Source organism: Ramlibacter lithotrophicus (genome assembly GCF_012184415.1).
In the GTDB taxonomy this organism is placed as follows: Bacteria; Pseudomonadota; Gammaproteobacteria; order Burkholderiales; family Burkholderiaceae_C; genus Ramlibacter; species Ramlibacter lithotrophicus.
In genome coordinates this window covers 651,320-677,634 of sequence record NZ_VTOX01000001.1, presented here as the reverse complement: position 1 = coordinate 677,634, position 26,315 = coordinate 651,320, and the positions used below count along the sequence as shown (strand labels likewise).

The 26,315-nt window shown below is 69.9% G+C and carries 25 protein-coding genes; 12 read left to right on the top strand and 13 right to left on the bottom strand.

Features of this window, described 5'->3' with window-relative positions:
• Positions 1 to 54: 54 nt before the first annotated feature.
• Positions 55 to 1,884, bottom strand: a complete 1,830-nt coding sequence (locus RAMLITH_RS03220) for a CocE/NonD family hydrolase (RefSeq protein WP_168105868.1) — start codon at positions 1,882 to 1,884, stop codon at positions 55 to 57.
• A gap of 101 nt (positions 1,885 to 1,985) precedes the next feature.
• On the opposite strand from RAMLITH_RS03220, the gene RAMLITH_RS03215 reads away from it, so the two are divergent.
• Positions 1,986 to 2,963 carry a Bug family tripartite tricarboxylate transporter substrate binding protein gene (locus RAMLITH_RS03215; protein ID WP_168105867.1) on the top strand — a complete coding sequence of 326 codons (978 nt, stop codon included), beginning with the start codon at positions 1,986 to 1,988 and terminating at the stop codon, positions 2,961 to 2,963.
• 24 nt (positions 2,964 to 2,987) lie between these two features.
• Here the strand turns inward: RAMLITH_RS03215 and RAMLITH_RS03210 are convergent, their stop codons facing one another.
• From RAMLITH_RS03210 to RAMLITH_RS03200, 3 genes are all read right to left on the bottom strand, one after another.
• Positions 2,988 to 3,167: a hypothetical protein gene (locus tag RAMLITH_RS03210; protein ID WP_168105866.1), complete on the bottom strand. Its 180-nt coding sequence runs from the start codon at positions 3,165 to 3,167 to the stop codon at positions 2,988 to 2,990.
• 260 nt (positions 3,168 to 3,427) lie between these two features.
• Positions 3,428 to 3,790: a VanZ family protein gene (locus tag RAMLITH_RS03205; RefSeq protein WP_238343985.1), complete on the bottom strand. Its 363-nt coding sequence runs from the start codon at positions 3,788 to 3,790 to the stop codon at positions 3,428 to 3,430.
• A gap of 127 nt (positions 3,791 to 3,917) precedes the next feature.
• Positions 3,918 to 4,244: a c-type cytochrome gene (locus tag RAMLITH_RS03200; RefSeq protein ID WP_168105865.1), complete on the bottom strand. Its 327-nt coding sequence runs from the start codon at positions 4,242 to 4,244 to the stop codon at positions 3,918 to 3,920.
• Between the two features lie 324 nt (positions 4,245 to 4,568).
• Between RAMLITH_RS03200 and RAMLITH_RS03195 the strand changes: the two genes are divergently transcribed.
• Positions 4,569 to 5,159 carry a CBS domain-containing protein gene (locus RAMLITH_RS03195; RefSeq protein ID WP_168105864.1) on the top strand — a complete coding sequence of 197 codons (591 nt, stop codon included), beginning with the start codon at positions 4,569 to 4,571 and terminating at the stop codon, positions 5,157 to 5,159.
• A gap of 21 nt (positions 5,160 to 5,180) precedes the next feature.
• On the opposite strand, the gene RAMLITH_RS03190 is transcribed toward RAMLITH_RS03195, so the two are convergent.
• From RAMLITH_RS03190 to RAMLITH_RS03180, 3 genes are all read right to left on the bottom strand, one after another.
• Positions 5,181 to 6,035 (bottom strand): NAD(P)-dependent oxidoreductase, encoded by an 855-nt coding sequence (locus RAMLITH_RS03190; protein ID WP_168105863.1) that lies wholly within the window; start codon positions 6,033 to 6,035, stop codon positions 5,181 to 5,183.
• Between the two features lie 57 nt (positions 6,036 to 6,092).
• Entirely contained in the window at positions 6,093 to 7,400 is a 1,308-nt protein-coding gene (locus tag RAMLITH_RS03185; RefSeq protein ID WP_168105862.1) for an NUDIX domain-containing protein, read from the bottom strand.
• A 67-nt stretch (positions 7,401 to 7,467) separates the two neighbouring features.
• The gene (locus RAMLITH_RS03180; protein ID WP_168105861.1) at positions 7,468 to 9,627 is read right to left on the bottom strand and encodes a hybrid sensor histidine kinase/response regulator; all 2,160 of its coding nucleotides are present in this window, start codon (positions 9,625 to 9,627) and stop codon (positions 7,468 to 7,470) included.
• 214 nt (positions 9,628 to 9,841) lie between these two features.
• On the opposite strand from RAMLITH_RS03180, the gene nrfH reads away from it, so the two are divergent.
• The 7 genes from nrfH (at position 9,842) to RAMLITH_RS03145 (ending at position 17,884) form a co-directional block, all read left to right on the top strand.
• On the top strand, positions 9,842 to 10,354 hold the full coding sequence (gene nrfH / locus RAMLITH_RS03175) for a cytochrome c nitrite reductase small subunit (RefSeq protein WP_202883228.1): 513 nt from the start codon (positions 9,842 to 9,844) through the stop codon (positions 10,352 to 10,354).
• Between the two features lie 14 nt (positions 10,355 to 10,368).
• Positions 10,369 to 11,886 carry an ammonia-forming cytochrome c nitrite reductase subunit c552 gene (locus RAMLITH_RS03170; protein WP_168105860.1) on the top strand — a complete coding sequence of 506 codons (1,518 nt, stop codon included), beginning with the start codon at positions 10,369 to 10,371 and terminating at the stop codon, positions 11,884 to 11,886.
• Positions 11,887 to 12,088: 202 nt separating this feature from the next.
• Positions 12,089 to 13,882, top strand: coding sequence for a sensor histidine kinase (locus RAMLITH_RS03165; protein ID WP_168105859.1), 1,794 nt, complete (start codon positions 12,089 to 12,091; stop codon positions 13,880 to 13,882).
• A 19-nt stretch (positions 13,883 to 13,901) separates the two neighbouring features.
• On the top strand, positions 13,902 to 14,891 hold the full coding sequence (locus tag RAMLITH_RS03160) for a response regulator (protein ID WP_168105858.1): 990 nt from the start codon (positions 13,902 to 13,904) through the stop codon (positions 14,889 to 14,891).
• An 80-nt stretch (positions 14,892 to 14,971) separates the two neighbouring features.
• Positions 14,972 to 16,312, top strand: coding sequence for a sarcosine oxidase subunit delta (locus tag RAMLITH_RS03155; RefSeq protein WP_181017738.1), 1,341 nt, complete (start codon positions 14,972 to 14,974; stop codon positions 16,310 to 16,312).
• 132 nt (positions 16,313 to 16,444) lie between these two features.
• Positions 16,445 to 17,548, top strand: a complete 1,104-nt coding sequence (locus tag RAMLITH_RS03150; RefSeq protein WP_202883239.1) for an alpha/beta hydrolase — start codon at positions 16,445 to 16,447, stop codon at positions 17,546 to 17,548.
• A gap of 171 nt (positions 17,549 to 17,719) precedes the next feature.
• Positions 17,720 to 17,884, top strand: a complete 165-nt coding sequence (locus tag RAMLITH_RS03145; protein ID WP_168105856.1) for a hypothetical protein — start codon at positions 17,720 to 17,722, stop codon at positions 17,882 to 17,884.
• A 33-nt stretch (positions 17,885 to 17,917) separates the two neighbouring features.
• On the opposite strand, the gene RAMLITH_RS03140 is transcribed toward RAMLITH_RS03145, so the two are convergent.
• The 3 genes from RAMLITH_RS03140 to RAMLITH_RS03130 form a co-directional block, all read right to left on the bottom strand.
• Positions 17,918 to 18,112: a hypothetical protein gene (locus tag RAMLITH_RS03140; RefSeq protein ID WP_168105855.1), complete on the bottom strand. Its 195-nt coding sequence runs from the start codon at positions 18,110 to 18,112 to the stop codon at positions 17,918 to 17,920.
• A 184-nt stretch (positions 18,113 to 18,296) separates the two neighbouring features.
• Complete coding sequence (locus RAMLITH_RS03135; protein WP_168105854.1) at positions 18,297 to 18,497, bottom strand: hypothetical protein; 201 nt, start codon at positions 18,495 to 18,497, stop codon at positions 18,297 to 18,299.
• Between the two features lie 139 nt (positions 18,498 to 18,636).
• Positions 18,637 to 21,174, bottom strand: a complete 2,538-nt coding sequence (locus RAMLITH_RS03130; protein WP_168105853.1) for an adenosylcobalamin-dependent ribonucleoside-diphosphate reductase — start codon at positions 21,172 to 21,174, stop codon at positions 18,637 to 18,639.
• A gap of 234 nt (positions 21,175 to 21,408) precedes the next feature.
• On the opposite strand from RAMLITH_RS03130, the gene RAMLITH_RS25645 reads away from it, so the two are divergent.
• From RAMLITH_RS25645 to RAMLITH_RS03120, 3 genes are all read left to right on the top strand, one after another.
• Positions 21,409 to 22,146 (top strand): AzlC family ABC transporter permease, encoded by a 738-nt coding sequence (locus RAMLITH_RS25645; RefSeq protein ID WP_337786095.1) that lies wholly within the window; start codon positions 21,409 to 21,411, stop codon positions 22,144 to 22,146.
• Positions 22,143 to 22,472 (top strand): AzlD domain-containing protein, encoded by a 330-nt coding sequence (locus RAMLITH_RS25640; protein ID WP_238343983.1) that lies wholly within the window; start codon positions 22,143 to 22,145, stop codon positions 22,470 to 22,472. Before RAMLITH_RS25645 ends, RAMLITH_RS25640 begins: the two co-directional genes overlap by 4 nt.
• Before the next feature lie 215 nt (positions 22,473 to 22,687).
• The gene (locus tag RAMLITH_RS03120) at positions 22,688 to 23,308 is read left to right on the top strand and encodes a DUF937 domain-containing protein (protein WP_168105852.1); all 621 of its coding nucleotides are present in this window, start codon (positions 22,688 to 22,690) and stop codon (positions 23,306 to 23,308) included.
• Positions 23,309 to 23,378: 70 nt separating this feature from the next.
• On the opposite strand, the gene larB is transcribed toward RAMLITH_RS03120, so the two are convergent.
• From larB to larC, 3 genes are read right to left on the bottom strand one after another with little or no spacing between them, the layout of a single operon-like run.
• Positions 23,379 to 24,035 carry a nickel pincer cofactor biosynthesis protein LarB gene (larB, locus tag RAMLITH_RS03115; protein WP_168105851.1) on the bottom strand — a complete coding sequence of 219 codons (657 nt, stop codon included), beginning with the start codon at positions 24,033 to 24,035 and terminating at the stop codon, positions 23,379 to 23,381.
• Complete coding sequence (larE, locus tag RAMLITH_RS03110; protein WP_202883227.1) at positions 24,032 to 24,829, bottom strand: ATP-dependent sacrificial sulfur transferase LarE; 798 nt, start codon at positions 24,827 to 24,829, stop codon at positions 24,032 to 24,034. Before larE ends, larB begins: the two co-directional genes overlap by 4 nt.
• Positions 24,826 to 26,145, bottom strand: a complete 1,320-nt coding sequence (larC, locus tag RAMLITH_RS03105; protein ID WP_202883226.1) for a nickel pincer cofactor biosynthesis protein LarC — start codon at positions 26,143 to 26,145, stop codon at positions 24,826 to 24,828. Before larC ends, larE begins: the two co-directional genes overlap by 4 nt.
• Positions 26,146 to 26,315: the final 170 nt, after the last annotated feature.

The window sequence follows — 26,315 nt, the reverse complement described above, 5'->3', positions numbered from 1 at the left end:
AAAACGGGAGCGGACATCCGTACGTGTTCGGCTGTCCGCATCCAGCCGTCCCCTTCAACCCTTGATCGGCAAATCGATGAAAGAAGCCTCCGCCCCGCCCAGCGTGAACTTCAGCAGCGGCGGCCGCCCGTGCGGCACCTGCGCGAAGTGATCGCAGTCCGTGCCGGCGAGCGCCAGGCGCAGCCGGCTGCCCGGCTGCAGGCGCCACGAGACCGGCAGCAGCGCGAACCGCGCCTGCTCCGGCACGCCCGGCTCCATCAGGTCGGCGTCCTCCCGATAGAAGGTGCGGTACGGCCACGTGGTGCGATAGCCGGGTGGGCATTGCGCGGTCTCGCGGTGCAGCAGCCGCAACTGGCCTTCGGTGATGAACCACGACCTGCCGCTCGCATCCACCTCGGACAGGTAGACGAAGACGCTGGCGTCGTGCTCCGACGTGGAGAGATGCAGCTGCACCGTGGCGTAGCCGGTGAGCTCCGCGCCTTGCTCGAACGGTGCGCTGGTGAAGGTCAGCAGGCGGTCCTCGCGTCCGTTCCAGTCGCCGTAGTAGTCGATCACGGCCAGCGCGCCGAGCCGTTCGTAGCGGGTCTGCCGTCCGGTGCCGGTGGTGAACTTCACCTTGTATTCGGCGGTGGACTTCGAAGCCGGCGCGGCCGGCGACAGCCGGCCCTGCACGTCCAGGAACAGGCGCGAATTCGCGGCGTGCGGCGGCCATGCCGGCGCGGCCTGCCACTTCTCCTCGCGCACGGTGTGGAAGTGCACCGGCGCCTCGTCGCGGATGCCCGTGTCCATGCCGGCCAGGTGCTCGTCGAAGAAGCGCAGCACCTCGGCCAGCAGCGGGAATTCGGACTCGGGCGCGGCGCGCCAGGGCGAGCCGTTGGTCCGGGCGCCGTGGTCCCAGGGTCCCACCAGCAGGCGGTTGTCGGCGCCGGGGTTGCTCAGGAAGCGCGCGATCGAGCCGTTGACGAAGGCGCTGCCGTCGTACCAGCCGGAGATCGAATAGATGTTGACCTTGCCCGGCACCTTGGCGAGGTACCAGTAGGGGCTGCACGCGCCGCTGTGCAGCTCGGGGTCGTGCGACGCGGCCTCTTCACGGTACGCGAGTTCTGGCGCCAGGTCGCGCAGGCGGAAGCTGTCGCGATGCTCCTCGATGGCCGCGGCCAGCTGCGACCCGTCCGCGTCCTCGTCGACCGGTTGCGGGCCGGCGAAGCGCGCGTCGTTGAAATAAGGGTAGGGCGCCAGCCGGTCGCGCTGGTCCAGGTCCAGCGCGCGCACCAGGTCGTCGTAGTTCTCGGTGATCGTGGTGCACATGATCCCGCCCGGGAACACGTGATCGGCGTACGTGTCGTGCACCGCGAAGAGTGGCGCGATGGCCTTCACCGCCGGATGGCCGGTGCTGGCAAGGAAGCAGGCGGCCGCGCCCAGGTAGGAGATGCCGGTGGAGCCGATGACGCCGTCGGACCATGGCTGCGCGACGATCCAGTCGGCGATCTCGCCGTGGTCCTCGCGCTCCCGCGGCGAGCGGAACGAGTCTCGCGTGCCGAAGCTGGCGCCGCAGCCGCGCACGTCGACCACCACCATCGCGTAGCCGCGCGGCACGAAGAAGTCGCGGTATTTCGCCGCGTTCGGGCTGGGATCAACGCCGGGGCCGGTCACCTTGAAGCGGCGGTAATACGGCGTGAGGATCACGATGGTCGGGAAACGCCCGGGCGCCGCTTCGCCGGACTTCGCCGCAGGCAGGTACACGTCGACGGCGAGCCGGACGCCGTCGCGCATCGTCACGTAGCACGAACGCGGGGCCGGTACGTCGAAAGTCGCAGGGCGGCGCTGCAGGTATGCGGTGGGAGAAATGCGCCAGGCGCTGCCGGCGTCGTCGCGGTCTGCCATGTGTACATCCGGTATTGCACGCAGTGGGAAGCGAAGCGTCTCCCCTTAAACTGTCGGCGGCATTGTGCCACTTGCGTTTCTCCACTCATCGGACACTTTCCATGCGCTCCACGCGTCGCCTGCTTCTCGCTTCCATCGGCCTCGGCCTCACGTTCGCCGCCGGCGTCGCCGCGGCGCAGGACTACCCCAGCCGCCCGATCCGGCTGGTGATTCCGCAGGCGCCCGGTTCGGGCGCCGACGCCGTCGGCCGCATGATGGCCGACTTCATGACCAGGGACCTGAAGCAGTCGGTGGTCGTCGACAACAAGCCGGGCGCCAACGGCATCATCGCCTCGCAACTGGTGCAGAAGGAGCCGGCCGACGGCTACACGCTGCTGCTCACGAGCGTGTCGCTGGTGAGCTTCAACCAGTTCCTCTACAAGAACGTTCCGTACGACCCGCTGAAGGACTTCACGTTCGTCGCGCCGGTGGCCGACGCCAGCTTCGTGCTGGTGGCCAGTACCAAGAGCGGCATCAAGAGCTGGGACGACCTGGTGAAGAAGGCCAAGGCCGACCCGGACGGCGTCACCTACGCGAGTGCCGGCACCGGCAACTCCACGCACCTCTATACCGAGATGATCGCGCTGCGTTCGGGCATGAAGCTGCGCCACATCCCGTACAAGAGCTCCGGCCCCGCGCTGATGGCCGTCGTGTCCGGCGAGACCGACGTCATGACCGTGGTCACCGCGACCGGGCTGCCGCAGGTGAAGGCCGGCAAGGTGGTGGCGCTGGCGCAGTCGGGCGAGACGCGCTCCCCGCAGATGCCGAACCTGCCGACGCTGAAGGAACTGGCGCCGAATATCCCCGCGCTGCCGGGCTGGTACGCGCTGGTCGCGCCGGCGAAGATGGATCCCAAGGTCACGCAGAAGCTGGCGGCGTCGGTCAACAACTTCCTGTCCGACCCGGTGATGAAGCAGAAGCTGGTCGATGCGTTCCTGTTCCCCATTCCCGGCACGCCCGAGGGCATACAGAAGCGCGCCGAAAGCGAGGCGAAATCCTGGGGCGGACTGATCCGCGACCTGAAGATCCAGCTCGACTGATCCGGGAGGCCGACAGCGCAGCGGTTACGGCTGCGCACCTTGCAGGATCTGCTGCATCGCCTGCCAGGTCTCGGTGGCGACGATGCGCACCGGTTCGCGATCGCCGCGCTGGACAAAGCCGGGCCGCTCCGTGGGCACGTAGCCCAGCTGGATCAGTTCCCACGCGATGGCTCGCACGAGGGCCGTCAACTCGTCGTCTGGCATGCGGTCGATTCTGCGGACGCGTTTCAGGCAACGCGTGGCCGCAACGAGTAAGCAAGGATTACATGTTCCTGCTTCGCACACCGCCGTGAACAAACACACATGCTAGCGAGCGCGGTTCGCAGGCCCGCGGTTGCGATTTCTCAACCGCGCAACCGCCCCGTTGAGGCATCCTTGGTCTTGTCTCCTCGGCGGGGGATTCCAAGGACCCGCTGTTTCCAGCCCCTGCAGCCGCAAGTCTGCAGGGGTTTTTTCTTGGGGGGTCAGCCCGCCGCGGCCGGGCGGTGGACACCGGACCACCGCGCGAGCGGCCAGCCGGCGGCGAGGCCGGCACCGTCGGCGAGCAGGTCCAGCCATTCCGCGGTGCGATAGCCGGTCAGCGACTGCAGCACCTCGATCAGCGCGCCGAACGCCAGCAGTCCCGCCAGCACCCGGGCGGTGCGCGCCGGATACGCAGCCAGGCCCAGCACGGCCAGCACCGCGAAACCGAGCGCGTGGTTCGCCTTGTCCCACCCGGTGGAAGGCAGGTGCTGCGCGGGCGGCATCAGGCACAGCGCGAGCACGGACGCCATGCACAGCCAGAAAGCCCAGCGCCGCTGCGCCGGGGAGGTCCAACGTTGGAGCATGCGCGCGACTATGGCACAGCTCGCGCGGGGCGCGCGCACCAAAGAAAAAGGCCCGCCGCAGTCAGGGTGGCGGGCCTGGCGTGCCGGGCGGAAGGAGGGACACCCCCGTCCGGCGCGTCTCCGGGCGCTACTGCGCCAGGATCCACTGGACCAGGTTCTTCGCCTGGCCGGCGTCCTTGAGGGCCTTGTGCTCTTCCTCGCTGCCGTCGTCCATCTTGACCTTCGGGCTCTTGGTGACGAATTCGGCGAGCTTGGCTTCGGCGTCGGCCTTGCCCTTGTACTTGGCCGCGATCTTCTGGTAGGCCGGCCCCTTCTTGGCCTTGTCCGTCGCGTGGCACTTGGTGCAGCCGCTGTCCTTCATTGCCTTGGCGGCCGCGGCGTCGTCGGCGGCCATCGCGGGGACCGAAAACGCGAGCGCGGCAGCCGCGCCGGCCAGCAGGGAAATCACTTTCATCGTCGCAACTCCTGGGTGTGAAGAATCGTCTCGGCTTGAACCAAGCATCAGCTGTGCCACGATCGGAGGAAGGCGTTTTTTCTAGTCAAATCAATGACTTGCAACGATGGCCCGGACGTCGCCGGGGCCCTCGAAGTATATTTTCCGTATGCACCGGCGGCCGCCCCGGCGACCGAATTCCCTTTGCCGTCAATGGCTTGGGCGAGCCTTGCGGCGGCTGGCGTTTCTATACACCCGCGTGCGAAGCCAGTGGGGGCTTTCGCTCCGCTCAGGTTCCCTTCAGGTGGCCGGGTGTACGTTGCGATGGCCAACCGGGAGGTCAAGATGAACAGCTATCCAGCCCTGGCCAGTCGCAGCGTCCTGCGCGGACCGGTGCGTGTGTGCCGTCTCCAGCAGGACCAGCCCGTCACGACGATGGATTCGCCGGCGCTGGACGTGATGACCGACCTCACGCGCGTCGCCGCCGCCGTCGTGTCACCGGCCACCAGGATCGACGACGCCGACCGCTTCATGATGCGGCGGGGCGTGCGCATGCTGCTCGTGCTGGGCGACGAGGAGGTGCTGGTCGGCATCGTCACCGCCACCGACTTGATGGGCGAGCGGCCGGTCACGCTCGCGCAGGAGCGCGGTCTGCGCCATTCGGAGATCGTCGTGGCGGACGTGATGACGCCGGCCCAGCGACTCGACGCTTTCGAGCTCGAACAGGTGCGCGGGGCGCGCGTCGGCAACGTCGTGGCCAGCCTGCAGCAGCACCGGCGCCACCATGCGCTGGTGACGCAGGCCGACGGTCGCGGCGGCCTCGAGGTGCGCGGCCTGTTTTCGCTGTCGCAGATCGCGCGCCAGGTCGGCACCGCCCTGGCCCTGCCGGACGCGGCCGACAGCTTCGCGGAGATCGAGGCAGCGCTCGCGCACTGAGGCCGGCGCCGCGCGCGCCGCTCAGGGCCGCTGTACCGCGTCGATCGCAAGCACCGCCGGATCCCTGGCGCCGTGGCCGGCGGCGATCAGCTGGTCCATCCGCGCCGCAATGCCGGGCAGGGCGGCGAGCGGCCGATCGCCGCAGGCTTCCAGCATCAGGCGCACGTCCTTGCGGGCCATCGACAGCTCGAAGGTCGGCGTGAAATTGCCCTTGGCCATGTTGGCGCCGCGTCCGGCGACCATGGCGTTGAGGTCTAGCAGCCCGAGCAGCCTGACGGCGTCCTCGCCGGGAACGTTGCTGGCCTGCGCGATCGTGAGGATGTCGGCCATGACGGCCGACACGCCGACGATCATGGCGTTGCCGAACAGCTTGTGCACCGCGGCCAGGTCGGTGCGCTCGCCCAGGTACTCGATCTTGCCGGTCATCTTCGCGAGTTCGCCCTGGACGCTCTCGAACAGCGCGCGCGGGCCGCAGGCGAGCATCGAGCCGAGCGCCTTGCGGGCGGCGGGCGGTCCCATGAACACCGGGCAGTGCAGGTACTTGATCCCTTCGCCGGCCAGCCGCTGCGCGCGCTGCACCGTCAGCGCCGGCAGGGTCGTGGTGTGGTCGACGATCACGGCGTCCGGCGACAGCGCCGCGCGGGCGGCCGCGATCACTTCCTCCACCACCGCATCGTCCTTGAGCACCAGGTGAACGCGGGCCGCGCCGCGCACCGCGTCGGCCGGCGTGGCGGCCGGCTGCACCCCGAACCGGGCCAGCGCCTGCGCCTTGTCGGGTGTTCGGTTCCATGCCTTGACCGAGTCGCCGCGGGTCGCTGCCGCTTCCGCGAATGCGCCGCCCAGCAGGCCGGTGCCGAGAAATGCAATCTGAGCCATTCAATTGTCTCCGGGTGGATGGTGGACTGGCGCGGCCACCGCGCGCGAACGGCGATCTTACGGCGCCGTGGTGGTGGCCGCGCCTGGTGCCGGGCGCAGGAACCCCGCGGCGGGCGCGAGCCATTCGACGCCGGGATGCGCCGACGGCAGGGCGTCTGCCTCGGCGATGTCGCCGGCAAAGAGGATCTTGTGCTCCACCAGCAGGAACACGCGGTGGTCCGCGGCGCCGGCCGGAGCGAGCACGCGCAGCGTGTGGCCACCGGCGACGGCGATGCTGTCGCCGGCGGCCGGGCGCTGCACCGGCGCACCGGTGCGCTCATGCAGTGCCTGCGCGCCGGCCGACGGTGCCGCGGCGGTGCACAGGATGGCGCGGATGCCACCGGGTGCAGCGGCCGCCAGCGCCGCGAGGTGGCTCGCGTCCGCCGGCCCCGGATCGATCACGGCCCAGCCGTCGCCCGTGCCGACCAGGTAGCTGTTGGCGCCCTGGGGCGCGGCGATGCGCAGGACGCCCGGCGCCAGGCGCGCCGGCTCGCCCGGCCGCAACTCGCACCAGGCGGTGCCCTGGCCGTGCGGATCGACGAAGCCGAGTTCGGCCCAGGCCGGCTCGTGCGGCTGCACCGGACGCACGCCGCCGCCGTCGCGCCCCAGCCGCGGGGCCACCGTCACCACCTCGCGCGGCGAGCGCGCCCACGCCAGCAGCGCCTGCGTGCTTTCGAAGCGCCCGATGGTGGCGATGACCGAGCGGGTGGGCGTCATGAGCCGGCGCGAGTTCTCGCTGGACAAGGCCTCCTGCGGCCTCAGCCACACGTGGTCGACCGTTTCCAGCGCGTCGTGGGACGAGGTCTGTCCCTGCGGCAGCACCGCCAGGAAGAAGCGCGTGTCGAAGCGCTTGGCGCGGCCGGGCGGAGTGACCCAGTGCGCGATGTAGAACAACTGGTCGGTCGCCAGCCGCAGCCCGAAGTCGTGGCAGACACCGGCGAAAGCCACGTCGCCCCGGTGCAGGGGCTCGCGCAGCGCGGCCAGCGGCGTGCCGCTGTCCACCAGCGTGTCGATCGGCTGGCCGCGCTCGTCGACGGCGAACAGGATGCCGGCTTCCTCGAACGACTCGCGGATCGCCGCGACGTAGTAGTCGAGCCCGCCTTCGGCCAGGCCGAGCAGGACGCTCGCCCTTGCATCGTCGAGGCCGGTGCAGGCGCCATGGCAGCGCCGGTCGCCGGCGTCGAGCAGGCCGCCGGGGAAGACCCACGCGCCGCTGTTGTGGTCGCCCTTTTCGGCGCGGCGCAGCAGCAGGACTTCCAGCCCGGCGGGCGCGTCGCGCACGACGACGATGGTGGCGGCGGGACGGGGCGCTCCCGGCAAGGTCATGGGGTCTCCGGTGTGTGTCGATCGGGTGGGCGATATTCTGCCGCCCCGTTGCGGCGCCGGCAGCCGTTCAGGTGACGGAAGTGCCGATGCCGAGGCTGGCGATCGCGGCCAGCAGCGCACTCGGGGCGAACGGCTTGGCCAGGACGACGACTTCCAGCGTCGCGAGTTCTTCCATCCGGTCGGAGTAGCCCGTCATGACGATCACCGGCAGGCGCGGATACCGCTGGCGCACGTGGCGCGCCAGGTCCAACCCGTCGCGGTGGCCCGGCATGACGATGTCGGTCAGCACGAGGTCGGGCGGGCTGTTCACGTCCAGCCACGCGGCCGCGTCGTCGGCGCTCTCCTGGCAGGCCACGCTGCAGCCGACCGACTCCAGGGTCTCCTCCAGCACGGCCGCGATCGACGGGTTGTCCTCCACCAGCAGCACGCGCGCGGCCACGGTGCCGTCCGTGGTCGCCGCCGCCGGCGCCTGTTCCGCGGCCGGCGGCGCGGCCGGCGCGAGAAACAGGCGGATGGTCGTTCCCTGGCCGCGGGTGCTCTCGGCCTCGGCCCAGCCGCCGCCGTGCTGGCAGAAGGCGTACACCTGGCTCAGCCCGAGGCCCGTGCCTTGCCCGAGCTGCTTGGTCGTGAAGAACGGGTCGAAAACATGCTCGAGCACGTTCGGCTCGATGCCGGCGCCGTCGTCGCGCACTTCGATCACGACCCAGCGGCCCTGGCGCCCCGTCTCCGCGCGCTGCGCGATCGTGTACGCGCGCATCCACAGGTGGCCGGCGCCTTCGATCGCGTCGCGTGCGTTGAGCGCGAGGTTGACGAGCGTCAGTTCCAGCTCCGCCGGGTCGGCCGTGACCGGCGGCACGTCGGGCGCCACCTGCACGGAGAGCTCGGTCGCGCTGCCCAGCACCGGCGCGAGCAGCGGCTCCATCGCCGGCAGGCGGTCCTGCAGCCGCAGGATCTCCGGCGCCAGCGCGTTCTGGCGCGAGAACGCGAGCAGCTGCTTGGTGAGCTTGCTGGCCGAGTCCACGCCGCGGTTGATCGCGTCGGTGTATCGCGCATGCTGTTCGCCCAGGAGCCGGCGCAGGATGAACAGGTTGCCGCTCACCACCATCAGCGCGTTGTTGAAGTCGTGGGCCACGCCGCCCGCCAGCCGGCCCACGGCCTCGAGCTTCTTGGACTGGAACAGCGCCTGCTCGGCACGCTGGCGGGCCGCCGTTTCCGCCTGCAGCCGCTGCGCCGCGTCGAACGCCTGGCGCGTGCGGCGCGCGGCGATCACGGCGGCAAGCAACAGCCCCGACATCGGCAGCACTCCCAACGCCGCCAGCACCGCCATCTCCTTCAGCCATCCGGCGCGTACCGCCGCGACGTCGATCCCCACCGCCACGTACATCGGATACTTGCCGACCTTGCGATGGCTGAGGATCCGGGTGCGGCCGTCGATCGGCGACTCGGCGATGACGGCGCCCACGCCCCCGCTTGCCAGCACCCGCTGCATCAGGGCGCCATCGGTCGAAATGCGCGCCGGTGCGCCGTCGCCGGGCATGCGCGAATACACGGCGCCGTCCTCGCGGAACATGGCGACCAGCGCGCCCGGCTCGCCGTTCACGAGGTTGGCGTGGAAGCGCCGGAAGTACGCGGGGTAGAGTCCCACCGAGACCAGCCCGCCAAACGAACCGTCGGCCCGGTAGCGCCCCACGCTCATGTCGAAGAACGGCTCCCTGGTGGCCTTGCCCACGAGCGGTTCGGTGAAGTACAGGCCGCCCTTGTTGTCGCGGTGCCAGCGGAAGAACTCGCGGTCGGACACGTCGAGGTCCGCCGGCAGCGGATGGAAACGGTTGCCCGCCAGCGGGCGTCCGTCGGCGCCCCAGACCCAGATCGACTGGATCTGTTCCTTGTCGGCGGCCATCGCGCCCAGTCGCTCGTGCAGGACGGCCTCGGCGGCGCGGACGGTGGCGTCGTCCTCGGTGCCCACCAGGTCCACCACGCGTCCGAGCAGCGTTTCGTTGTTGTCGAGCACCTTCAGCGCGTGTTCGTGCGCGATGCCGACGAGCCGGTCCACGTGCTGGGTGGCGTTCTGGTGCGCGGCATGCCAGCGGTAAGCGGCGAAGAGGGCGAAGACGACGGCCGGGATGGCGACGCACAGCACGAGCAGCAGGCGCAGCGACCACAAGGTCGCGCTGGAAGCTCGCGTGACGTCGATTTCGGCTGCGGCAGCGCGCGCTGTGGCACTCATGAAACGATGATACCGATGGATGCATCCGCATGCACCGAAAGCTGCGCTCGAGCAGGCGCGAACTCGCGGGACGACAGGATTGGACGCGCTGCCCGACCTTGGTCCGTCCATTGATCCGAGTCAAGGAAAGTGCCCCGGTGGTGGCCTAACAAGGAGGGGGTTTCCCGCCTGTGCCGCCGGTCGCCGACCGCCGGGCAGGCGCCAAGGAGCGCACGTGGTCACGGCAGAAGCGGTGCGAAGGCGCGGGTTGTCGGGCAGCACGGGGCTGCTGCTGGCAGTGGCCGTGCTGGTCGGCGTCGCGGCCGGCATCGGCGGCTACACGCTGGTGTACGCCGAGGGACTTTCGTACATGAGCTCGGAGCCGAAGGTCTGCGCCAACTGCCACATCATGCAGGCGCAGTACGACTCGTGGCAGAAGGCGGGCCACCACCACGTCGCCGTGTGCAACGACTGCCACCTGCCGCGCGGGTTCATCGCGAAATACGTGGCCAAGGCCGTCAACGGCTGGAACCACTCCAAGGCCTACACCCTGCAGAACTTCGCCGAGCCGATCGCCATCAAGCCGTTCAACAGCGACATCGTGCAGGAGAACTGCCTGGCCTGCCACCGCCAGCTGGTGCAGGACGCCGTCATGGCCCGCGGGCCGGCGGAGGAAGCCAGCTGCGTGCACTGCCACCAGTCCGCGGGTCACGGCGAGCGCGCCGGGCTCGGCGGGCCGCGTACCTGATTCCGGAGGTTGCCATGAAAGCCCGATTCCCCTGGTTTGCTGTCACGCAACGTGGCGTCTCGGCCACCATCCTGCTGTCGGCGCTGGCCGTCGCGGCGGTGGTGGCCGTGGCGCTCACGGCGTTGCTCGTGAACATCTTCGAGCGCAAGCAGGAGGCAAAGGTCACGACCACGCGCCTGGTGGAGGTGACGCGCGACACCACCGACCCGGCGAAGTGGGGCGTCAACTGGCCGAAGCAGTACGACGCCTACAAGCTCACGGCGCAGGCCACCCGCACCCGGTTCGGCGGCCACGGCGGCAGCGAGGCGCTGCCGCAGCAGAAGATCGACAAGGATCCGTGGCTCAAGCGCATGTTCCTCGGCTATGCGTTCTCGATCGACTACCGCGACCGGCGCGGGCACGCGTTCATGCTGCAGGACCAGGAGAACACGCAGCGGCAGACCAAGCCGCAGACCGGCTCCTGCCTGCATTGCCACGCGTCCATCATGCCGCTGTACCGCGAGCTGGGCGGCGGCGACGCGATGAAGGGCTTCGAGCAGACCTACAAGATCGCGTACAAGGACCTCAACAAGAAGCTGCACGACATGGGGCACGGCCAGCCGGTGTCCTGCCCCGACTGCCACGATCCGAAGACCATGCAGCTGATCGTCACCCGGCCCGCGTTCCTGGTCGGGATCCAGAAGCTGGCGGCCTCGGAGACGCCGACGCCGTTCGCGCCGTCGATCGAGCGCTGGCGGGCGGCCGGCAGGAAGGTGGCGTACGACCCGAACGTGGAGGCGACGCGCGGCGAGATGCGCACCTTCGTGTGCGCGCAGTGCCACATCGAGTACTACTGCTCGTCGGCGATGCCGCTCACCGCGCCCTGGGGCAAGGGCCTGAACGTCGACCAGATCGAGGTGTTCTGGAACGAAACCAGAATGCCCGATGGCGGCCGCTTCCTCGACTACAAGCACGCCGAAACCGGCGCGCCCATCCTGAAGGCGCAACACCCCGAGTTCGAGCTGTGGAGCCAGGGCGTGCACGCCCGCAGCGGCGTCGCCTGCGCCGACTGCCACATGCCGTATGCCCGCGACGGCGCCACCAAGGTGTCCGACCACTGGGTGCGCAGCCCGCTGTTGAACATCAGCCGCGCGTGCCAGGGTTGCCACAAGCTCTCCGAGGATGAGATCAAGGCCCGCGTCGACCTGATCCAGACCCGCAACTTCGAGCTGATGCAGCGCGGCGGCGCGGCGATCACCGCGCTGATGGATGCGGTGGTCGCGGCGAAGAAGGACGGGGCGACCGACCAGCAACTGGCGACTGCCCTGGAGCTCCAGCGCAAGGCCCAATGGCGGCTGGACTTCATCGCGGCCGAGAACTCGATGGGCTTCCACGCGCCGCAGGAAGCGGCCCGGGTGCTCGGCGAGGCGCTCGACTACGCGCGCCAGGGCGAACTGGCGGCGCTGCGGCGCGGCCCGGCGCCGGCGGCCAAGGTCGCGGAAGCGGCCTCCGTCACGGGGGTGGTGCCGACCGCGGCGAGCGGCAAGCGCTGAACGCGGCGCGTCGCCCCCGGGCCACGCTTCCCGGAAACAGGAAAGGAGGTCCGCCCTTTCCCTGTTACGGGATGTTTTGCGTAACTCCAGAAGCGATTCGGGGCGAACAGGGCAGGCACAGCCCTTGCGTCGCAGGCCCGGGCCCGTCCGCACGTTGCGTGCCGGCGCGAGGCCCGACCGGCAGCTTCTGGAGAAAAGGGTCATGCGTTTCCGCCTGGTTCGCTATTTCACGCTGGCGAGCGTGGGCATGTTCGCGGCCGTCGCGATCGCGCTGGCGTACTTCGAACGCCAGCAGGCGTCCTTCATCGGCGACATGCAGCGCGAGGAGATCGGCTTCATCAAGCAGGTGCAGTCGGCGTTCGCGAAGCAGCAGGAAGAGGGCTCGCTGCGCGACCTGGTCGCCACCCACGAAGGCGGCAACATCACGCTGACCCGCGTGTTCGCCAACACGCTGTGGGAAAAGGACTTCGGACCCTTCGTCGCCAAGGTCGCGCAGTTTCCCGTGGATCACTGCCGCGCCATTGCCGACGTGGCCGGCCCGGACGGCCGGATGGCGGCTCCGGTCCAGAAGAAAGCCTGTTTTGCCGAAGTCGGCGCGAAGATCCAGGCGCTGCCCGAGTTCAGGACGCTGGACGCGAAGGTGTTCGACACCATGAAGCGGACCACCGTCTTCAAGATCAAGGTGTTCGACCGGCGCGGGATCACCGCCTATTCGTCCGAACACGCCCAGATCGGCGAGGACAAGAGCGCCAACGGCGGCTGGCAGGGCGCGATGAAGGGAACCGTGAAGAGCGACCTGTCGCGCCGCAACAAGTTCAATGCCTTCGAGGGCGTGGTCGAGAACCGCGACCTGCTTTCGAGCTACCTGCCGGTGCGTGCGTTCGGGACCGACGACGTCGTCGGCGTGTTCGAAGTCTATTCCGACATGACGCCGATGCTGGCGCAGGTCAAGGAGACCTCGGCCAAGATCGCCGCCGCGGCGCGTGCCAACGAGGCGAAGATGGAGCAGGTCGCGGCCACCAACCTGGATGCGGTGGAAGGCATGTCGCTGCAGGCGATGGCCATCGTGGGCGGGTTGCTGGCGCTGCTGTTCGTGGCGCTGTTCGCCATCGTGCGCCGCGCCGACGGCATCATCGTCGAGCAGGCCCGGCAGCGCGAGCAGGACCACCAGCAGCTGGCGCAGTCCGAGAAGATGGCTTCGCTCGGCCAGATGGTGGCCGGCGTGGCCCACCAGCTGAACACGCCCCTGGCGTTCTCGCGCAGCAACATCAGCATGGTGCAGGAGGCCCTGAAGGGATACGAGCTGCCCCTGAAGGTGGCCCAGGCGTTCGCGCGCGCGGCCGGCAAGGTCCAGGGCGATACCGTCACGGTGAACATCGCGGCCACCCGCGACAAGCTGGCGCGGATCGCCGAGGACGGGGTCGACGACGTCGGCGAGCTGGCGCAGATGCTGGGCGACACGCTGCAGGGCATCGACCAGATGCACGAACTGGTGGAGAACCTGCGCGACTTCACGCGGCTGGACCGCGCCAAGATCGCCCAGTTCGACCTCAACAAGGGCCTGCACACGGTGGCGTACATCGCCCGCAGCGCGATCCCCAACCGGGTCAAGGTGGTCGAGGAGTACGGTGAACTGCCGCTCGTGGAGTGCAACCCGTCGCAACTGAACCAGGTGTTCCTGAACCTGATCAACAACGCGGCGCAGGCCATCCCCGGCGATGGAACGGTGACGGTGCGCAGCTTCGTCGAAGGCGGGCGGGTGCGCATCGACGTCAGCGACACCGGCAGCGGCATCCCGGCCGAAGTGCAGCCGCGCATCTTCGAGACCTACTTCACGACCAAGCCGGCGGGCGAAGGCACCGGCCTGGGCCTGCCGATCGTGAAGAGCATCGTGGACGAGCACGGCGGCGAGATCAAGTTCAGCACCCGGCAGGGAGAAGGAACGACGTTCAGCGTCTTCCTGCCCGTCGTGCTGCCCGAGCCGGCTGCCGCCTGACCGCCGAGGACCAAACGCCATGAGAGTCAAGAAGGGATCGGTCCTCTGCGTGGACGACGAGCCGAACATCCTGCGCTCGCTGCACTGGATGCTGCACAAGGATTTCGACGTGATGACCGCGCCGGACGGCCATGCGGCGCTGGAGATGCTGCGCAAGCACGACTTCGACGTGATCGTCTCCGACCAGCGCATGCCCGGCATGATCGGGTCGGAGTTCCTGCGCGAGGCCTGCAAGCTGTCCCCGCGTGCGATGCGCATCCTGCTCACCGGCTACTCGGACATGCAGGCCATCCTGCGTTCGATCAACGAGGGCGAGGTGTTCCGCTTCGTCAACAAGCCCTGGTCGAACGAGGAGCTGAGCACCACGGTGGCCGAGGCGGCCGCCATCGCCAGGACGCAACCGGTGCCGGCGCCTCCCCCGGCGCAGCCGGCGCCCGACTCCATCGACGACACCCTCGACTCCATCCTGGTGCTCGACGAGGATCCCGAACTGGCCGGCTTCGTCAAGCAGTCGGCATCGCCGCGAGCGCGCATCACCCACGCCAGTTCCATGGCCGAGGCCGTCGCCCTGCTCGGTTCGGAGAGCGTGTCGGTGGTGGTGAGCGACACGCGCGTCGGCCGGATGGACACCACGCCCTTGCTCAAGGTGCTCAAGCAGCGGCATCCGGAGATCGTGTCGGTGGTGCTCGCATCCGACAGCGATGTGGATGCAGTCATCAAGCTGATCAACCAGGGCCAGGTCTACCGGTTCATCCCCAAGCCGGTGAAGCCGGCCTTCCTGAAGATCATGCTGGCGTCGGCGGTGCACAAGCACCGGGAATTGCGCAGGACGCCCGGCATGGGGCGGCGCCATGCCGTGCAGGCGGCGCCGGCCGGCACCGAGGATCGGCTGGTCAAGGCCGTGCAGGAAGAGGCGATGCGGCTGAAGCCACAGGCACACTCGCAGGGCAGCGCCTCCGTCCTCGGACGCCTCGGTGGCGGCCTGAAGAAGCTGTTCGGAATCGGGTGAAGCGCGGGGCCGGCGGGCCGCGTTGCATATCGGGCGCCGGGTGCCTAGGATTCGGGATGGCTCATCACTCCATCCCCACCATGCACATCGACCTTGCCCCGCGCCGCGGCGCGCTGACGTTCCTGATGGCCTGCGGGTTCGCCGCGGGCCTGCACGCCCAGGCCGTCAAGCCGCCCAAGGCCCAGCTCTGGCTGGACCTGTCCACCGGCACCATGGCGGGCATGCCCGAGATGGACATGCCCGGGGGCATGGGCGGCGCACTGGCGGGGATGATGGGCGGAGGATCGCGCGGCGGCGCGCCGAACTCGTACGGCATGGCCCGCGGCATGAACGTGATGCCGCCGCGGGTGATCGACATCGCCTTCCACAACAGCCTGCGACCCGGCGCCGAAGCGGCGCAGGCGATTCCGCCCGGCATGCGCATGGGCGAGAGCCTGCCGCTGCTGCCGGTCAGGCGCGAAGCGGTGCCGCGCGGGGAACGCGAGCCGGGCGAAGTGCCGCAGGACGTCGAGCGCCCCAAGGGACGGATCCTGATCTACTGGGGCTGCGGCGAGACGGTGCGGCCAGGGCAGCCGCGCGTGATCGACCTGGCGCGCGGCAATCCGGCGGACTTCGGCATGGCGTTTGCCGGCCGTCATGCGCCCGATCGAGGCGCGAAGATCGGCCCGTCGCACGTGCTGTACCCGAACGAGCGCAACACGGTGGTGCTGCCGCGCGACGGCTCGCTGGTCGGCGAGCACCAGGTGCGCGGCGAGGGAGTACCCGCCTCGATGAAGTTCACGCTGGCCGACGCGCAGAACGTGATGCAGCCGATCCAGCTGCAGACGCAGGGGACGGTGCAGGACAGCATGACGCTGAGCTGGTCGCCGGTGCCGCATGCCAGGGCCTACTACCTGCACGCGATGAGCAGCACCGGCAACGACATGGTGATGTGGTCCAGCGCGGAGACGCCGGACACCGGCATGGGCCTGTTCGACTACCTGCCCAATCGCACGATCGAGCAGTGGACCAGGGAGCGCGTCCTGCTGCGCCCGGACGTGACGCGCTGCGCCGTGCCCAAGGGAATCTTCGCCCCGGCCGCCGGCGCCCGCGAGGAAGCCACGCCGATGCTGCGGATGATGGCGTACGGCGGCGAAAGCAACTTCGCGCATCCGCCGCGCCCGGCCGACCCCAAGGCCGTGTGGGAGCCCGAGTGGGCCGTGCGGGTGCGCGTCAAGGCGCACACCATGGCGATGCTGGGCCAGGCGCAGGGGCAGGGCGACGGCAGCGCGCGGCGCGCGCCGTCGCAGCAGCGCGGCGAGGAGCCGCCGCCGGCCACCGCCGCGGGGCAACAGGAGCAGCAGCAGGAGCAGGGCGTGCAGGTGTTTCCCGGCGTGCAGGTGAATCCCGGGACGATCCTGCGCGGGATCTTCGGGCGCTGAGGCGACGCGTAAGATGCCGGCGTCGCATGACGACCGGCGATCGACGCCGCGTCGCGGCGCAGGGGGAGCCGTCCGATGAATGCCGATGTCCTGTATGGCCGCAGCGTGCTGCCCGCCGGCGTGCGCTCGCGCCTGGTCGACACCAACAACGGCTGCACGATGCACGTGCTCGAAGCGGGTTTCGAGCAGCCGGGCCGGCCCTGCGTCCTGCTGCTGCATGGCTTTCCGGAGCTGGCCTTCAGCTGGCGCAGGCAGCTGCCGTTCCTCGCCGCAGCGGGCTTCCATGTCGTGGCGCCGGACCAGCGGGGCTACGGCCGCAGCAGCGGAACCGACGTCGCGTACGACGATGACCTGCTGCCGTACACGCTGATCAACCGGGTGAGCGACACGCTGGGCCTGGTGAACGCGCTCGGCCACGACAGCGTGGCCGCCGTGATCGGCCATGACTACGGCTCGCCGGTGGCTGCCTGGTGCGCGCTGTTGCGGCCGGACGTGTTCCGCTCCGTGGTCCTCATGAGCGCGGCGTTCCCGGGCGCACCCGACCTGCCGAAAGGCACCGCCGACCAGCCGGCCAAGGCCGCCTTGCCGCTGACCGGGCTGCCGGACGCGCTGGCCGCCTTGCCGCGCCCGCGCCAGCACTACCGCTGGTATTACTCGACGCGCGAAGCCAACGCCGACATGTGGCACTGCCCGCAAGGCGTGCAGGATTTCCTGCGCGCGTACTTCCATGTCAAGAGTGGCGACTGGCCCGCCAACGAACCGTTCCCGCTGGGTTCATGGGACGCCACCGAGATGGCGAAGCTGCCCACCTACTACGTCATGGACCTCGGCCGCGACATGGCGCAGACGGTGGCGCCGCAGATGCCTTCAGCCGACCAGATCGCCCGCTGCACCTGGATGACCGAAGAGGAGATGGCCGTCTTCGCCGACGAATACGGCCGCACCGGCTTCCAGGGCGGCCTGCAGGGCTATCGCGTCGGCACCGACCCGAGGTACCTCGGCGAGCTGCGCGCTTTTTCGGGCCGCACGATCGACGTGCCCGCGATGTTCGTCTCGGGCGCCCGGGACTGGGGCACGCACCAGTCGCCGGGGGCGCTGGAGCGGATGGTCGGCGAGGCCTGCCCGCGGATGACCGGCGTGCATCTTGTCGAGGGCGCCGGCCACTGGGTGCAGCAGGAGCGAGCGGACGAGGTCAACGAGTTGCTCGCGGCGTTCCTTCGCGGTACGGCGAGCTGACCCGGCGCGGAACGTTCGTTCGTCGCACGCGAACCACACGTGGCGCGCGAAAACCACGCTTCGTTTACTGGCAGTTGTGAGCGACTACGCTTGCTCATGCTTTCTTACAACTGCGAACAGGACCTCGACCGTGCCTGAACCAGACTGGGCGCACTCAGAGAGGAGACTGTCGTGGATGAAATGACGCTCGAGGTCAAGCTGCTCCTGGCAGCGAGCTTTCTGGCCGCGTGGCTCGGCCTTCGCCAGCAGCGCTATGCGGGTTCCAGCCGCTACGCCTACCTGTTCGGCATCCTGCTGCTTTCCGCGGGCCTGCGCCACGTCGGCGTCTGGCACTGACGCGCCAGTCCGCGCCACGTCCGCGCCACTCCGCTAGGTCGCGCGCATTGCGCGCATCGCCTCCCATACGTCGGGCTCCACCTGGCGCGTGACGTCGCCGCTGCTGATGTACCCCTCCTGAGTGGCCGGGCTGTAGTCGTCGTCGAGCAGCGACCGGGCCGCGGCCACGGTGTCGTGGTCGAACATGTCAGGGGCTTTGGTTGGCTGCGCTGCGGGGAGGTCGAGCAAGTGCCGCTCCATGGTCGGTCTTCCTGTGGCGGGGGATTGGCGCCTCGCCCCGGGCCGCCTTGGGCACGGCGGCAGCGGGCAGGGCAATGAATGCGTCCCACTCTAGAAAGCCGCGCGCCATGCGCTGCCGGTGCGCGGCGCGCCCGCGCGTCGGAATCCGCCTGCAGCGTTGCTCAGCGGGGCGTCACTGTCCGCAACCGGCGCGACAGCGGTAGTGCGTCGAGGCGGCCAGCTTGAACGGTCGCAGGAAGCTGCGCGAGCGGTGCGCGCCGCAGACGAAGCAGCTCATGGTCCCCACCGTCGGGCCGAACAGGGAGCCCGGCTGCTTGGACTGGTAGCGCAGGCCGGTGCTGTCGATGCGGGTGGTCTGGTCAGGCAGGTACATGGTGGTGTCACTGGTTGCGAAACCACCATGCTGAAGCACTGCGGGCCGATGCCCTGCCGGAGCGTGCCTGCGAACTGTGCAGGACAGCGCCCACGCCTGAGCCGGCCCGCTTATGCAGCGCAGCGGCCGCAACCAGCGCTCAACCGCACGACCCCACGTGGCCGCAATGGGTGCAGTAGTCGCAGCCGTCCTTGCGGATGGTCGCATAGGCGCCGCACTCGGGGCACTTGCGCCCGGTCATGGGCGCGACCGTGTTGCTGGCAACTTCGGCGGGCGTCTGCTCGGCGAGCGCGGCGTCGGCCTGCTGGTCGCCGGCACGGCTGGCGATCATCTTCTGCAAGGCGTAGGCGAGCGCCGCCGCTTCCGAGTCGTGCCACATCGGCACCTGGGTGCCGTCCGCCTTGGTGTACATGCCCAGGCGCACCGGTCCGCGGTCCCACGCGACCTTGCGCATGTCGGCCAGCGCCCGGTTCAGGAAGCCGCCGCGCGCCGCCAGCGAGAGCAGGCGCATGCTGGAGGTCACCCACTGCTGCGACTCGCCGCTCTGGCCCACCGGCATGAAGAACTCGATGGCGCGCTCGCGGCCGTCGGGCAGCGGCAGGAACGAGACCACCAGGTACAGGTTCTGCTTGCCTTCCTGGGTCCAGTACTCGATCTTCTCGGCCACCGCCGGCAGGCCGCCCTTGGGCCGCTTGGCGATCACGTCGTACATGGGATCGATGACCGCGGCCGGCACGGAAGCGCTGGCGGCCGCCGGCGCTTCCGTGTGGAGCACCGAGCCGAGGATCGCGTTGGGCCGGTAGGTGGCCAGGCCCTTGAGGCCGGCCTGCCACGCCTCGCGGTACAGGCTCTTGAAGTCCTCGTACGGATAGTCGGCCGGGATGTTCACCGTCTTGCTGATCGAGGTGTCCACGAACGGCTGCACCGCTTCCATCATGGCGATGTGCGCGGACGCGCTCATCTCCAGGGCCGACACGAAGTACGGCGGCAGCTTGGCGGGGTCGCCGCCCAGCGCGCGGAACGTACGGTAGGCGTGGTCCTCCACCGCGTATTCGCTCTTGCTGCCGTCGGATTCGCGCTTGCGGCGGCTGTAGGTCCAGGAGAACGCCGGCTCGATCCCGTTCGAGGCGTTGTCGGCGAACGCCAGGCTCACCGTGCCCGTCGGTGCGATCGACAGCAGGTGGCTGTTGCGGATGCCGTGCTCGCGGATCGCCGCCTTCAGCGGCTCGTCGAGGCGGCTGGCGAACGTGCCTTCGGCCAGGTAGCCGTCGGCCTTGAAGGCGGGGAACGGTCCTTTTTCCTTCGCCAGCTCGACCGAGGCCGCGTAGGCGGCGTCGCGCATGCAGCGGGCGATCTTCGCGGCCATGGCGCGGCCGTCCTCCTGGTCGTAGCGCAGGCGCAGCATCACCAGCGTGTCGCCCATGCCGGTGAAGCCGACGCCGATGCGGCGCTTGGAGGCGGACTCGGCCTTCTGCTGCGGCAGCGGCCAGAACGTGAGGTCCAGCACGTTGTCGAGCGCCCGCACCTGGGTGGCCACCGAAGCCTGGAACGCCTCGAAATCGAACTGGGGTTCGCCCGAGAAGCCGAACGGGTGCTTGACGAAGCGCGTGAGGATGATGGGCCCCAGGTCGCAGCAGCCGTACGGGGGCAGCGGCTGCTCGCCGCACGGATTGGTGGCGGCGATCGTCTCGCAGTAGCGCAGGTTGTTGTCGCGGTTGATCGTGCCGGGGAACAGGATGCCGGGCTCGGCGAAGTCGTAGGCTGACTTCATCACCGTGTCCCACAGCTCCGCGGCGGCGACCGTGCGATACACCCACAGGCCGTCGGCGCGCTGGCGCGCACCCTGTGCCAGCAGCGCGGCACCCGGCTGCGCCTTGTGCACGAGGTCCCACTGGCCGCCGGCTTCGAGCGCCTGCATGAACTCCTCGGTGACCGCAACCGACACGTTGAAGTTGTTCCAGCGGCCCGGCGTGCGCTTGGCGGTGATGAACTCCATCACGTCGGGGTGGTCGATGCGCAGCACGCCCATCTGCGCGCCGCGCCGCGATCCCGCGCTTTCCACGGTGGAGCAGGAGTGGTCGAACACGTTGATGTAGCTGCACGGCCCGGAGGCGATGGACGCCGTGGCCTTCACCTCGGCGCCGCGCGGGCGGATCCGCGAGAAGTCGTAGCCGACGCCGCCGCCGCGGCGCATGGTCTCGGCCGCCTCGCGCAGGGCCTCGTAGATGCCCGGATAGCCGTCCGCGTCGACGCCCTGGATGCAGTCGCCGACCGGCTGCACGAAGCAGTTGATGAGCGTGGCCTGCAGCGCCGTGCCGGCGGCGCTCATGATGCGGCCGGCGCCGATCGCGCCGTTGCGCATGTTGGCGAGGAATTTCGCCTCCCATTCCGCGCGCTTGCTCTCTTCCTCCACCGACGCGAGCGCCGTGGCCACGCGCGTGAACAGTTCGTCGACCGCCGTTTCCCCGGGCTTCAGGTACTTCTCGGCCAGGACGTCGCGGGTGATCGGCTGGGGGTCGAGGAGGGTGAGGGTGTCGTCGCGTTTCACTTCGTTCTTTCCTTTCTTGCGGCGCCTTGCTGACGGGCTTTTGCTGACGCTCGCGGGCCGGGCAGTGGAACACCGGGCCGCGCGTTTGATGTGTTGTCGTCTGGTCGGGCTCGTCCGACGCCAGCGCATCATAGCCACTATATGTGGGGGCGCAAGTACTTGCGAGCCACTACGGGTAGTGGTATGAGACGCGGCTGATCCGGGGCCGCGTGGTGGCGATGGCGCAACGCCGGCGTGAAGTCCGGCGCGCCGCGGCTGGTAGGACGAACGGGTTACGACCTGCAAGGCCGGGGCCCCGGCACGGCGGCCCGGCACGCGGCGTCCCTTCCCCATGCGAGACAATCCCGCCCCTGAGGGGGAAGTGTGTCGCTGAGGATTTCCGTTCGTTCGTTGCATGCCCAGGCGCTGGCGCTGGTGCGCCGGCCCATGTTCCGCGAAGGGGCCGTCGAGGCACTGCCGATGGCCATCGGCGTCGTCGCGTGGGGGCTGGTCGCCGGCGTCGCGATGGCCAAGAGCGAGATGGGCGTGCCGCTCGCCATCCTGATGTCCGTCATCGTCTACGCCGGCTCCGCCCAGATCGCCTCATTGCCGCTGATCGCGGCCGATGCGCCGATGTGGGTGGTGTGGGCCACCACCTTGTGCGTCAGCCTGCGGTTCATGGCGTTCAGTTTCCACTACCGCCCTTACTTCGCGCACCTGCCGCGGCGGCGCCGCATCGCGCTCAGCTTCCTGATGGGCGACACCAATTTCGTGTTGTTCGCGCGCCGTTTCAGCGAGCCGCGTCCGGGCGAGCAGCAGGAGGACTACTTCCTCGGCAGCGCGCTGGTGACCTTCGGGGCGTGGCAGGTCTCGATCATCACCGGCATCGTCGCGGGCCACGGCATCCCGGCGTCCTGGGGCCTCGGCTTCGCCGGAACGATGGCGCTGCTCGCGCTGACCTGCACGCAATTGCGCAGCCCCGTGAGCTCGATGGCGGCCGTGGTCGCAGCCTGCGCGGCGGTGGCGGCCTACGCACTGCCGCTGAAGCTGAACATCATCGTCGCCATCGCGGCCGCCGTGGCCGTGGCCGTGCTGGCCGAACGCGCGGGAGCCAAGGCTTGAGCTCGCTCGAAGTCTTCCTCACCACGATCGGCATGGCCTTGATCACGCTGGCCTGCCGCGCGTTCTTCGTGCTGCCGAAACAGGACCTGCCGATGCCGGCGTGGCTGCGCGAAGGGCTGCGCTATGCGCCGATTGCCGCGCTCGCCGCCGTCGTCGCCCCGGAACTGGTCATGACGCAAGGCCACCTGGTCGACACCTGGCGCGACGCCCGCATCTTCGGCGCCCTGTCAGGCCTGGCCTTCTATGCCTGGCGGCCCAGCCTGTTCGGCACGATCGTCTGCGGGACCGGGACCATGCTGGCGTTGCGATTCACGTTGGGCTGGTAGCTTGCCGCCGTCGGATCCTGTTACGTACTTTCCGCATTCCCTTGCCCTGTTTGTCGCGCGGCGCCCTGCGTTCGTGCGTACCATCGGACAGCGCCGCCCGGCGGGCATCAAACGATCCCGCGGAACGTGCGGTCGGGCAGGGCGCATCCACAGGAGAAGCGATATGGGATTTTCAGGAAGAATCCGGACAAGCCGGGCGTCGACGCCAAACGACCATGAACCTCACTGACCTGCTGGCCCAGGCCGGCGGCCTGCAATCGGTCGCGCGGGACCTCGGCATCAGCGAAGCGCAGGCGGCCTCGGGCGCCGAGGCGTTGTTGCCGGCGATCATGGGCGGCATGAAGAAGCAGGCGCAGGCCCAGCCGGCGGGGCTGGAGGGCCTGGGCGGCCTGCTCGGACAACTTGGCGGCGGCAGCCTGCTCGACCAGGTGCTGAGCCCGCAGCCGACGGACCCCAGCCAGGGCAACGCCGTCCTCGGGCAGATCTTCGGCTCCAAGGACGTGAGCCGCACCGTGGCCGACAGCGCGGCTTCGCGATCGGGGCTCGACTCCGGCCTGCTGCGCAAGATGCTGCCGCTGCTGGCGATGCTGGTCACCGGTTACATGGCCAGGCAGGCCGGCGGCGGGCAGCCGCTCGAGACCGCAGGATCGGGTCCCGGGCTCGGCGGCCTGGCCGGCAGCCTGGGCGGCCTGTTCGGCGGACGGAGTACGGGTACTGCGGGCGCGGGCGGTGCCGGCGCCGCGGGGCCATGGGGCGGACTCGGCGCCATGCTCGACGCGAACGGGGACGGCAACGCGCTGGACGACATCCTGCGCATGGCCGGCGGGTCACGCTGACAAGCGGACCGCTTCGCGGAGGGCCGCCCAGCGGTGCTCCGTTGCCGATGCCCGGCCCGGCGGGCCGCGCCTACGCAGCCCTGCCCTCCATCGAACGCAGGATGCGCAGCGCGGCGCAGGCGGCACCGTAGCCGTTGTCGATGTTCACGCAGGTCAACCCGGCGGCGCACGAGGCGAGCGCGCTGCTGAGGGCCGCCCGGCCCCCGGCGGCCACGCCATAGCCGACCGAGGTCGGCGTCGCGATCAGCGGTGCCGCCACCAGGCCGGCCAGCACGCTGAACAACGCGCCTTCCATACCGGCCACCGCGATCACGACCCGGTGGCTGCGGATCTCGTCGATGCGCTGCATCAGCCGCCAGAGGCCCGCCACGCCGACGTCGGCGACCAGCGGCGCGCGGTAGCCGGCGAACGCCAGGCTGCGCACCGCTTCGCGCGCCACCGGCAGGTCGGACGTGCCGGCGCAGACCACGCAGACGCCATCCAGCGCCGGCGGCGGCACCGCGCCGTGGAATGCGGTGCGCGACAGCGGATCGTGGTCGAGCCCAGCGCGGCTTTCGGCGGGCAGGGCGTGGAACAGCGCCGTCTCCAACCGCGTCAGCAGCAGGGGACGCTCGCCCGCGTGGCGCAGGATCGCTTCGATCTGCGCCGCGCTCTTGCCGTCGCACAGCACCGCCTCCGCGATGCCGGTGCGCTGCAGGCGCTCCCAATCCAGGATGAAGTCGGTCATGCCTCCACCCGCAGGAATGCCGCGCCGCGCCGGTACGGCCGCACGCCCGCGAAGCGCCGGCCGGCCTGCGCGCAGAAGCTTTCCGCCCACGCTTCGAGCGCCTGCCGGGCGGCGCCGGCCGGCACGCTGTCGCACTCCAGCACCACCCCCGCGGCCGTGATGCGGCAACGCAGTGCGCTCTGGCCGGGCAGCAACTGCGCCAGTCCCAACTCGGCCTGCTCGACGAAGCGCAGCGCGTCCTCGTCGACCACGATGCCGGTCTCGATCCGGCTGGCCAGGCACGGCTGCGCGGGCAGGGCGGCGAGGTCATCCAGGCCGTGGGCCTGCGCCAACGCATAGATGTCGGCCTTGCGCAAGCCGGCTTCCACGTAGGGATGGATCACGCCACGCTGGCGCGCCGCCTCCAGGCCGGGCCGGAAGTCGCTCAGGTCGTCCAGGTTGGTGCCCGAGGCCGTGGGCACGCCCGCGACGGCGCCCATGCTGTCGTACAGGTTCTTCTTGCAATGGAAACAGCGGTCCACCGGATTGCGCAGATAGTCGGGGTCAGCCATTTCGCCGGCGTCGATCAGGCGCAGCGTCCAGCCGTGGCGTGTTGCATGGCGCCGCACCCGCTCGGTGGCCGCGGCCGGCACCGCCGGGGAGACCGCATGTACCGCGACGACGTCGGCAGTGCTGAAACGATGGGCCAGGTAGGCCAGCACCATGCTGTCGACACCGCCGCTGACGGCCACGGCGAGCGCCGGGTGCGGACGCAGCACCCACAGCAGGGATTCGAGCGACTGCGTCGGACTCACGACGACTCCCGGTCTTCATCTTCGGCGCGCGATTGCAGGCGGCGCCGTGCCGCCAGGGTTTCGGTGCCGGCGAGGTCGTCGCTTTCCACCTTGACGGTCGTTTCGCCACCGGGCCGCTGCACGCGCTTGCGCCGCAACGTGGCGCCGCCCACCGCCACGGCATCGCCTTCGCGCGCCAGGCGCCGACGCTGCACGCGGTGCCAGCGCAGCCCGATCGTGGATGTCTCGCCCAGGCACAGTTCGCTGACGGCCTCCAGTTGCTCCGGTGTCACCAGCAGCCGGAAGTCGTGCAGCGGCCGCCCCTTCTTGCCGATCCGCAGGCCGAGGCTCACATCCAGCACGCCCGTGGCACTTCGCAGCCGGTCGGCCGCCACGCCGATCTCCTCGCCGGTCATGTCGTCGACGTCGAACGACAGGACCATCACTTCGTCGTCCACGCCGGCCTGGTCGTCGATGGCGTACACCAGTGCGCGCAGCACGTTCGGCATGCCTTCCAGCTCGCGGGTGCCGGCGCCCATGCCGCCGGCGATCAGGCGCAGGCCGTCCGGCGGCCGCAGCGAGGGGTTGGCGACCAGATGCGCCAGTACGGCGGCGCCGGTGGGCGTGACGCGTTCGCCCGGCAGGCCGTCGTCCCGCCAGGAAAAGCCGGTCAGGAGTTCAGTCGTCGCAGGCGCGGGCACCGGCAAGAGTCCGTGGCGGGTGCGCACCAGCCCCGCCCCGCGCGGCAGCGTCGACACGCTCCAGGTCCAGCCGGCGAGCGCGGCGGCGATGCTGCCGGCCGCGACCACGTCCAGCAGCGAGTCCCAGTCGCCGACTTCATGGAAGTGCACCTCGTCGACCGGCACCCGGTGCATGCGGCTCTCCGCCTGCGCCAGCCGGCGCAGGATGGCCACGGCCTGGGCAACGGTGCCGGCGTGCAGCGGCGCCGCCTCGATGCGCGCCGCAAGGTCCACGAAGCGGGTTCCATGCGCGTGCCGGCTCTCGCTGCCGGCGGGTTCGGGATGGTCGTGGTCGTGGTCGTGATGGTGGCCGTGGTCGTGCCCGTGCCCGTGGTGATGGTGGTGGTGGGCAGGCGCCGTGGGGCTGGCCCCTGCCAGCCCGAAGCGGCGCACCGCCAATGCGCCGCTGAGGCCTTCGGTCAGTTCCGGCCGCCCGATGCGGTCCGGCAGCACGGCCGCCAGGTCTTCGAAGACCCGCTGGCACAGCTGCGGCAAGGCGTCCAGCATGGCGGCCACGAACATGTCGCCGGCGGCGCCGCCCACCGCATCCAGGTGCACATGGCCGCGCGCGGGCAGAGCGGTCGTGGAGGCGCTCACTGCGGGGGCCCCGCGTCGTGCGCAAGATGGTCGAACAAGCTCATCGGGACCTCTGAAAATCGTCATGGGAGTCTAGACGGTTCGGCGGCCACGCTCGGCGAGAATGGCTGCTGACGACAGGAACGAGGCAAGGCCATGGTCAACGGGAACACACGGACGAATCAGGTGCA

Coding starts and splice junctions, on each gene's coding strand:
- RAMLITH_RS03220 (WP_168105868.1), bottom strand. CDS start 1,884: ATGGCAGACCGCGACGACGCCGGCAGCGCCTGGCGCATTTCTCCCACC.
- RAMLITH_RS03215 (WP_168105867.1), top strand. CDS start 1,986: ATGCGCTCCACGCGTCGCCTGCTTCTCGCTTCCATCGGCCTCGGCCTC.
- RAMLITH_RS03210 (WP_168105866.1), bottom strand. CDS start 3,167: ATGCCAGACGACGAGTTGACGGCCCTCGTGCGAGCCATCGCGTGGGAA.
- RAMLITH_RS03205 (WP_238343985.1), bottom strand. CDS start 3,790: ATGCTCCAACGTTGGACCTCCCCGGCGCAGCGGCGCTGGGCTTTCTGG.
- RAMLITH_RS03200 (WP_168105865.1), bottom strand. CDS start 4,244: ATGAAAGTGATTTCCCTGCTGGCCGGCGCGGCTGCCGCGCTCGCGTTT.
- RAMLITH_RS03195 (WP_168105864.1), top strand. CDS start 4,569: ATGAACAGCTATCCAGCCCTGGCCAGTCGCAGCGTCCTGCGCGGACCG.
- RAMLITH_RS03190 (WP_168105863.1), bottom strand. CDS start 6,035: ATGGCTCAGATTGCATTTCTCGGCACCGGCCTGCTGGGCGGCGCATTC.
- RAMLITH_RS03185 (WP_168105862.1), bottom strand. CDS start 7,400: ATGACCTTGCCGGGAGCGCCCCGTCCCGCCGCCACCATCGTCGTCGTG.
- RAMLITH_RS03180 (WP_168105861.1), bottom strand. CDS start 9,627: ATGAGTGCCACAGCGCGCGCTGCCGCAGCCGAAATCGACGTCACGCGA.
- RAMLITH_RS03170 (WP_168105860.1), top strand. CDS start 10,369: ATGAAAGCCCGATTCCCCTGGTTTGCTGTCACGCAACGTGGCGTCTCG.
- RAMLITH_RS03165 (WP_168105859.1), top strand. CDS start 12,089: ATGCGTTTCCGCCTGGTTCGCTATTTCACGCTGGCGAGCGTGGGCATG.
- RAMLITH_RS03160 (WP_168105858.1), top strand. CDS start 13,902: ATGAGAGTCAAGAAGGGATCGGTCCTCTGCGTGGACGACGAGCCGAAC.
- RAMLITH_RS03155 (WP_181017738.1), top strand. CDS start 14,972: ATGCACATCGACCTTGCCCCGCGCCGCGGCGCGCTGACGTTCCTGATG.
- RAMLITH_RS03135 (WP_168105854.1), bottom strand. CDS start 18,497: ATGTACCTGCCTGACCAGACCACCCGCATCGACAGCACCGGCCTGCGC.
- RAMLITH_RS03130 (WP_168105853.1), bottom strand. CDS start 21,174: ATGCGCTGGCGTCGGACGAGCCCGACCAGACGACAACACATCAAACGC.
- RAMLITH_RS03120 (WP_168105852.1), top strand. CDS start 22,688: ATGAACCTCACTGACCTGCTGGCCCAGGCCGGCGGCCTGCAATCGGTC.
- larB (WP_168105851.1), bottom strand. CDS start 24,035: ATGACCGACTTCATCCTGGATTGGGAGCGCCTGCAGCGCACCGGCATC.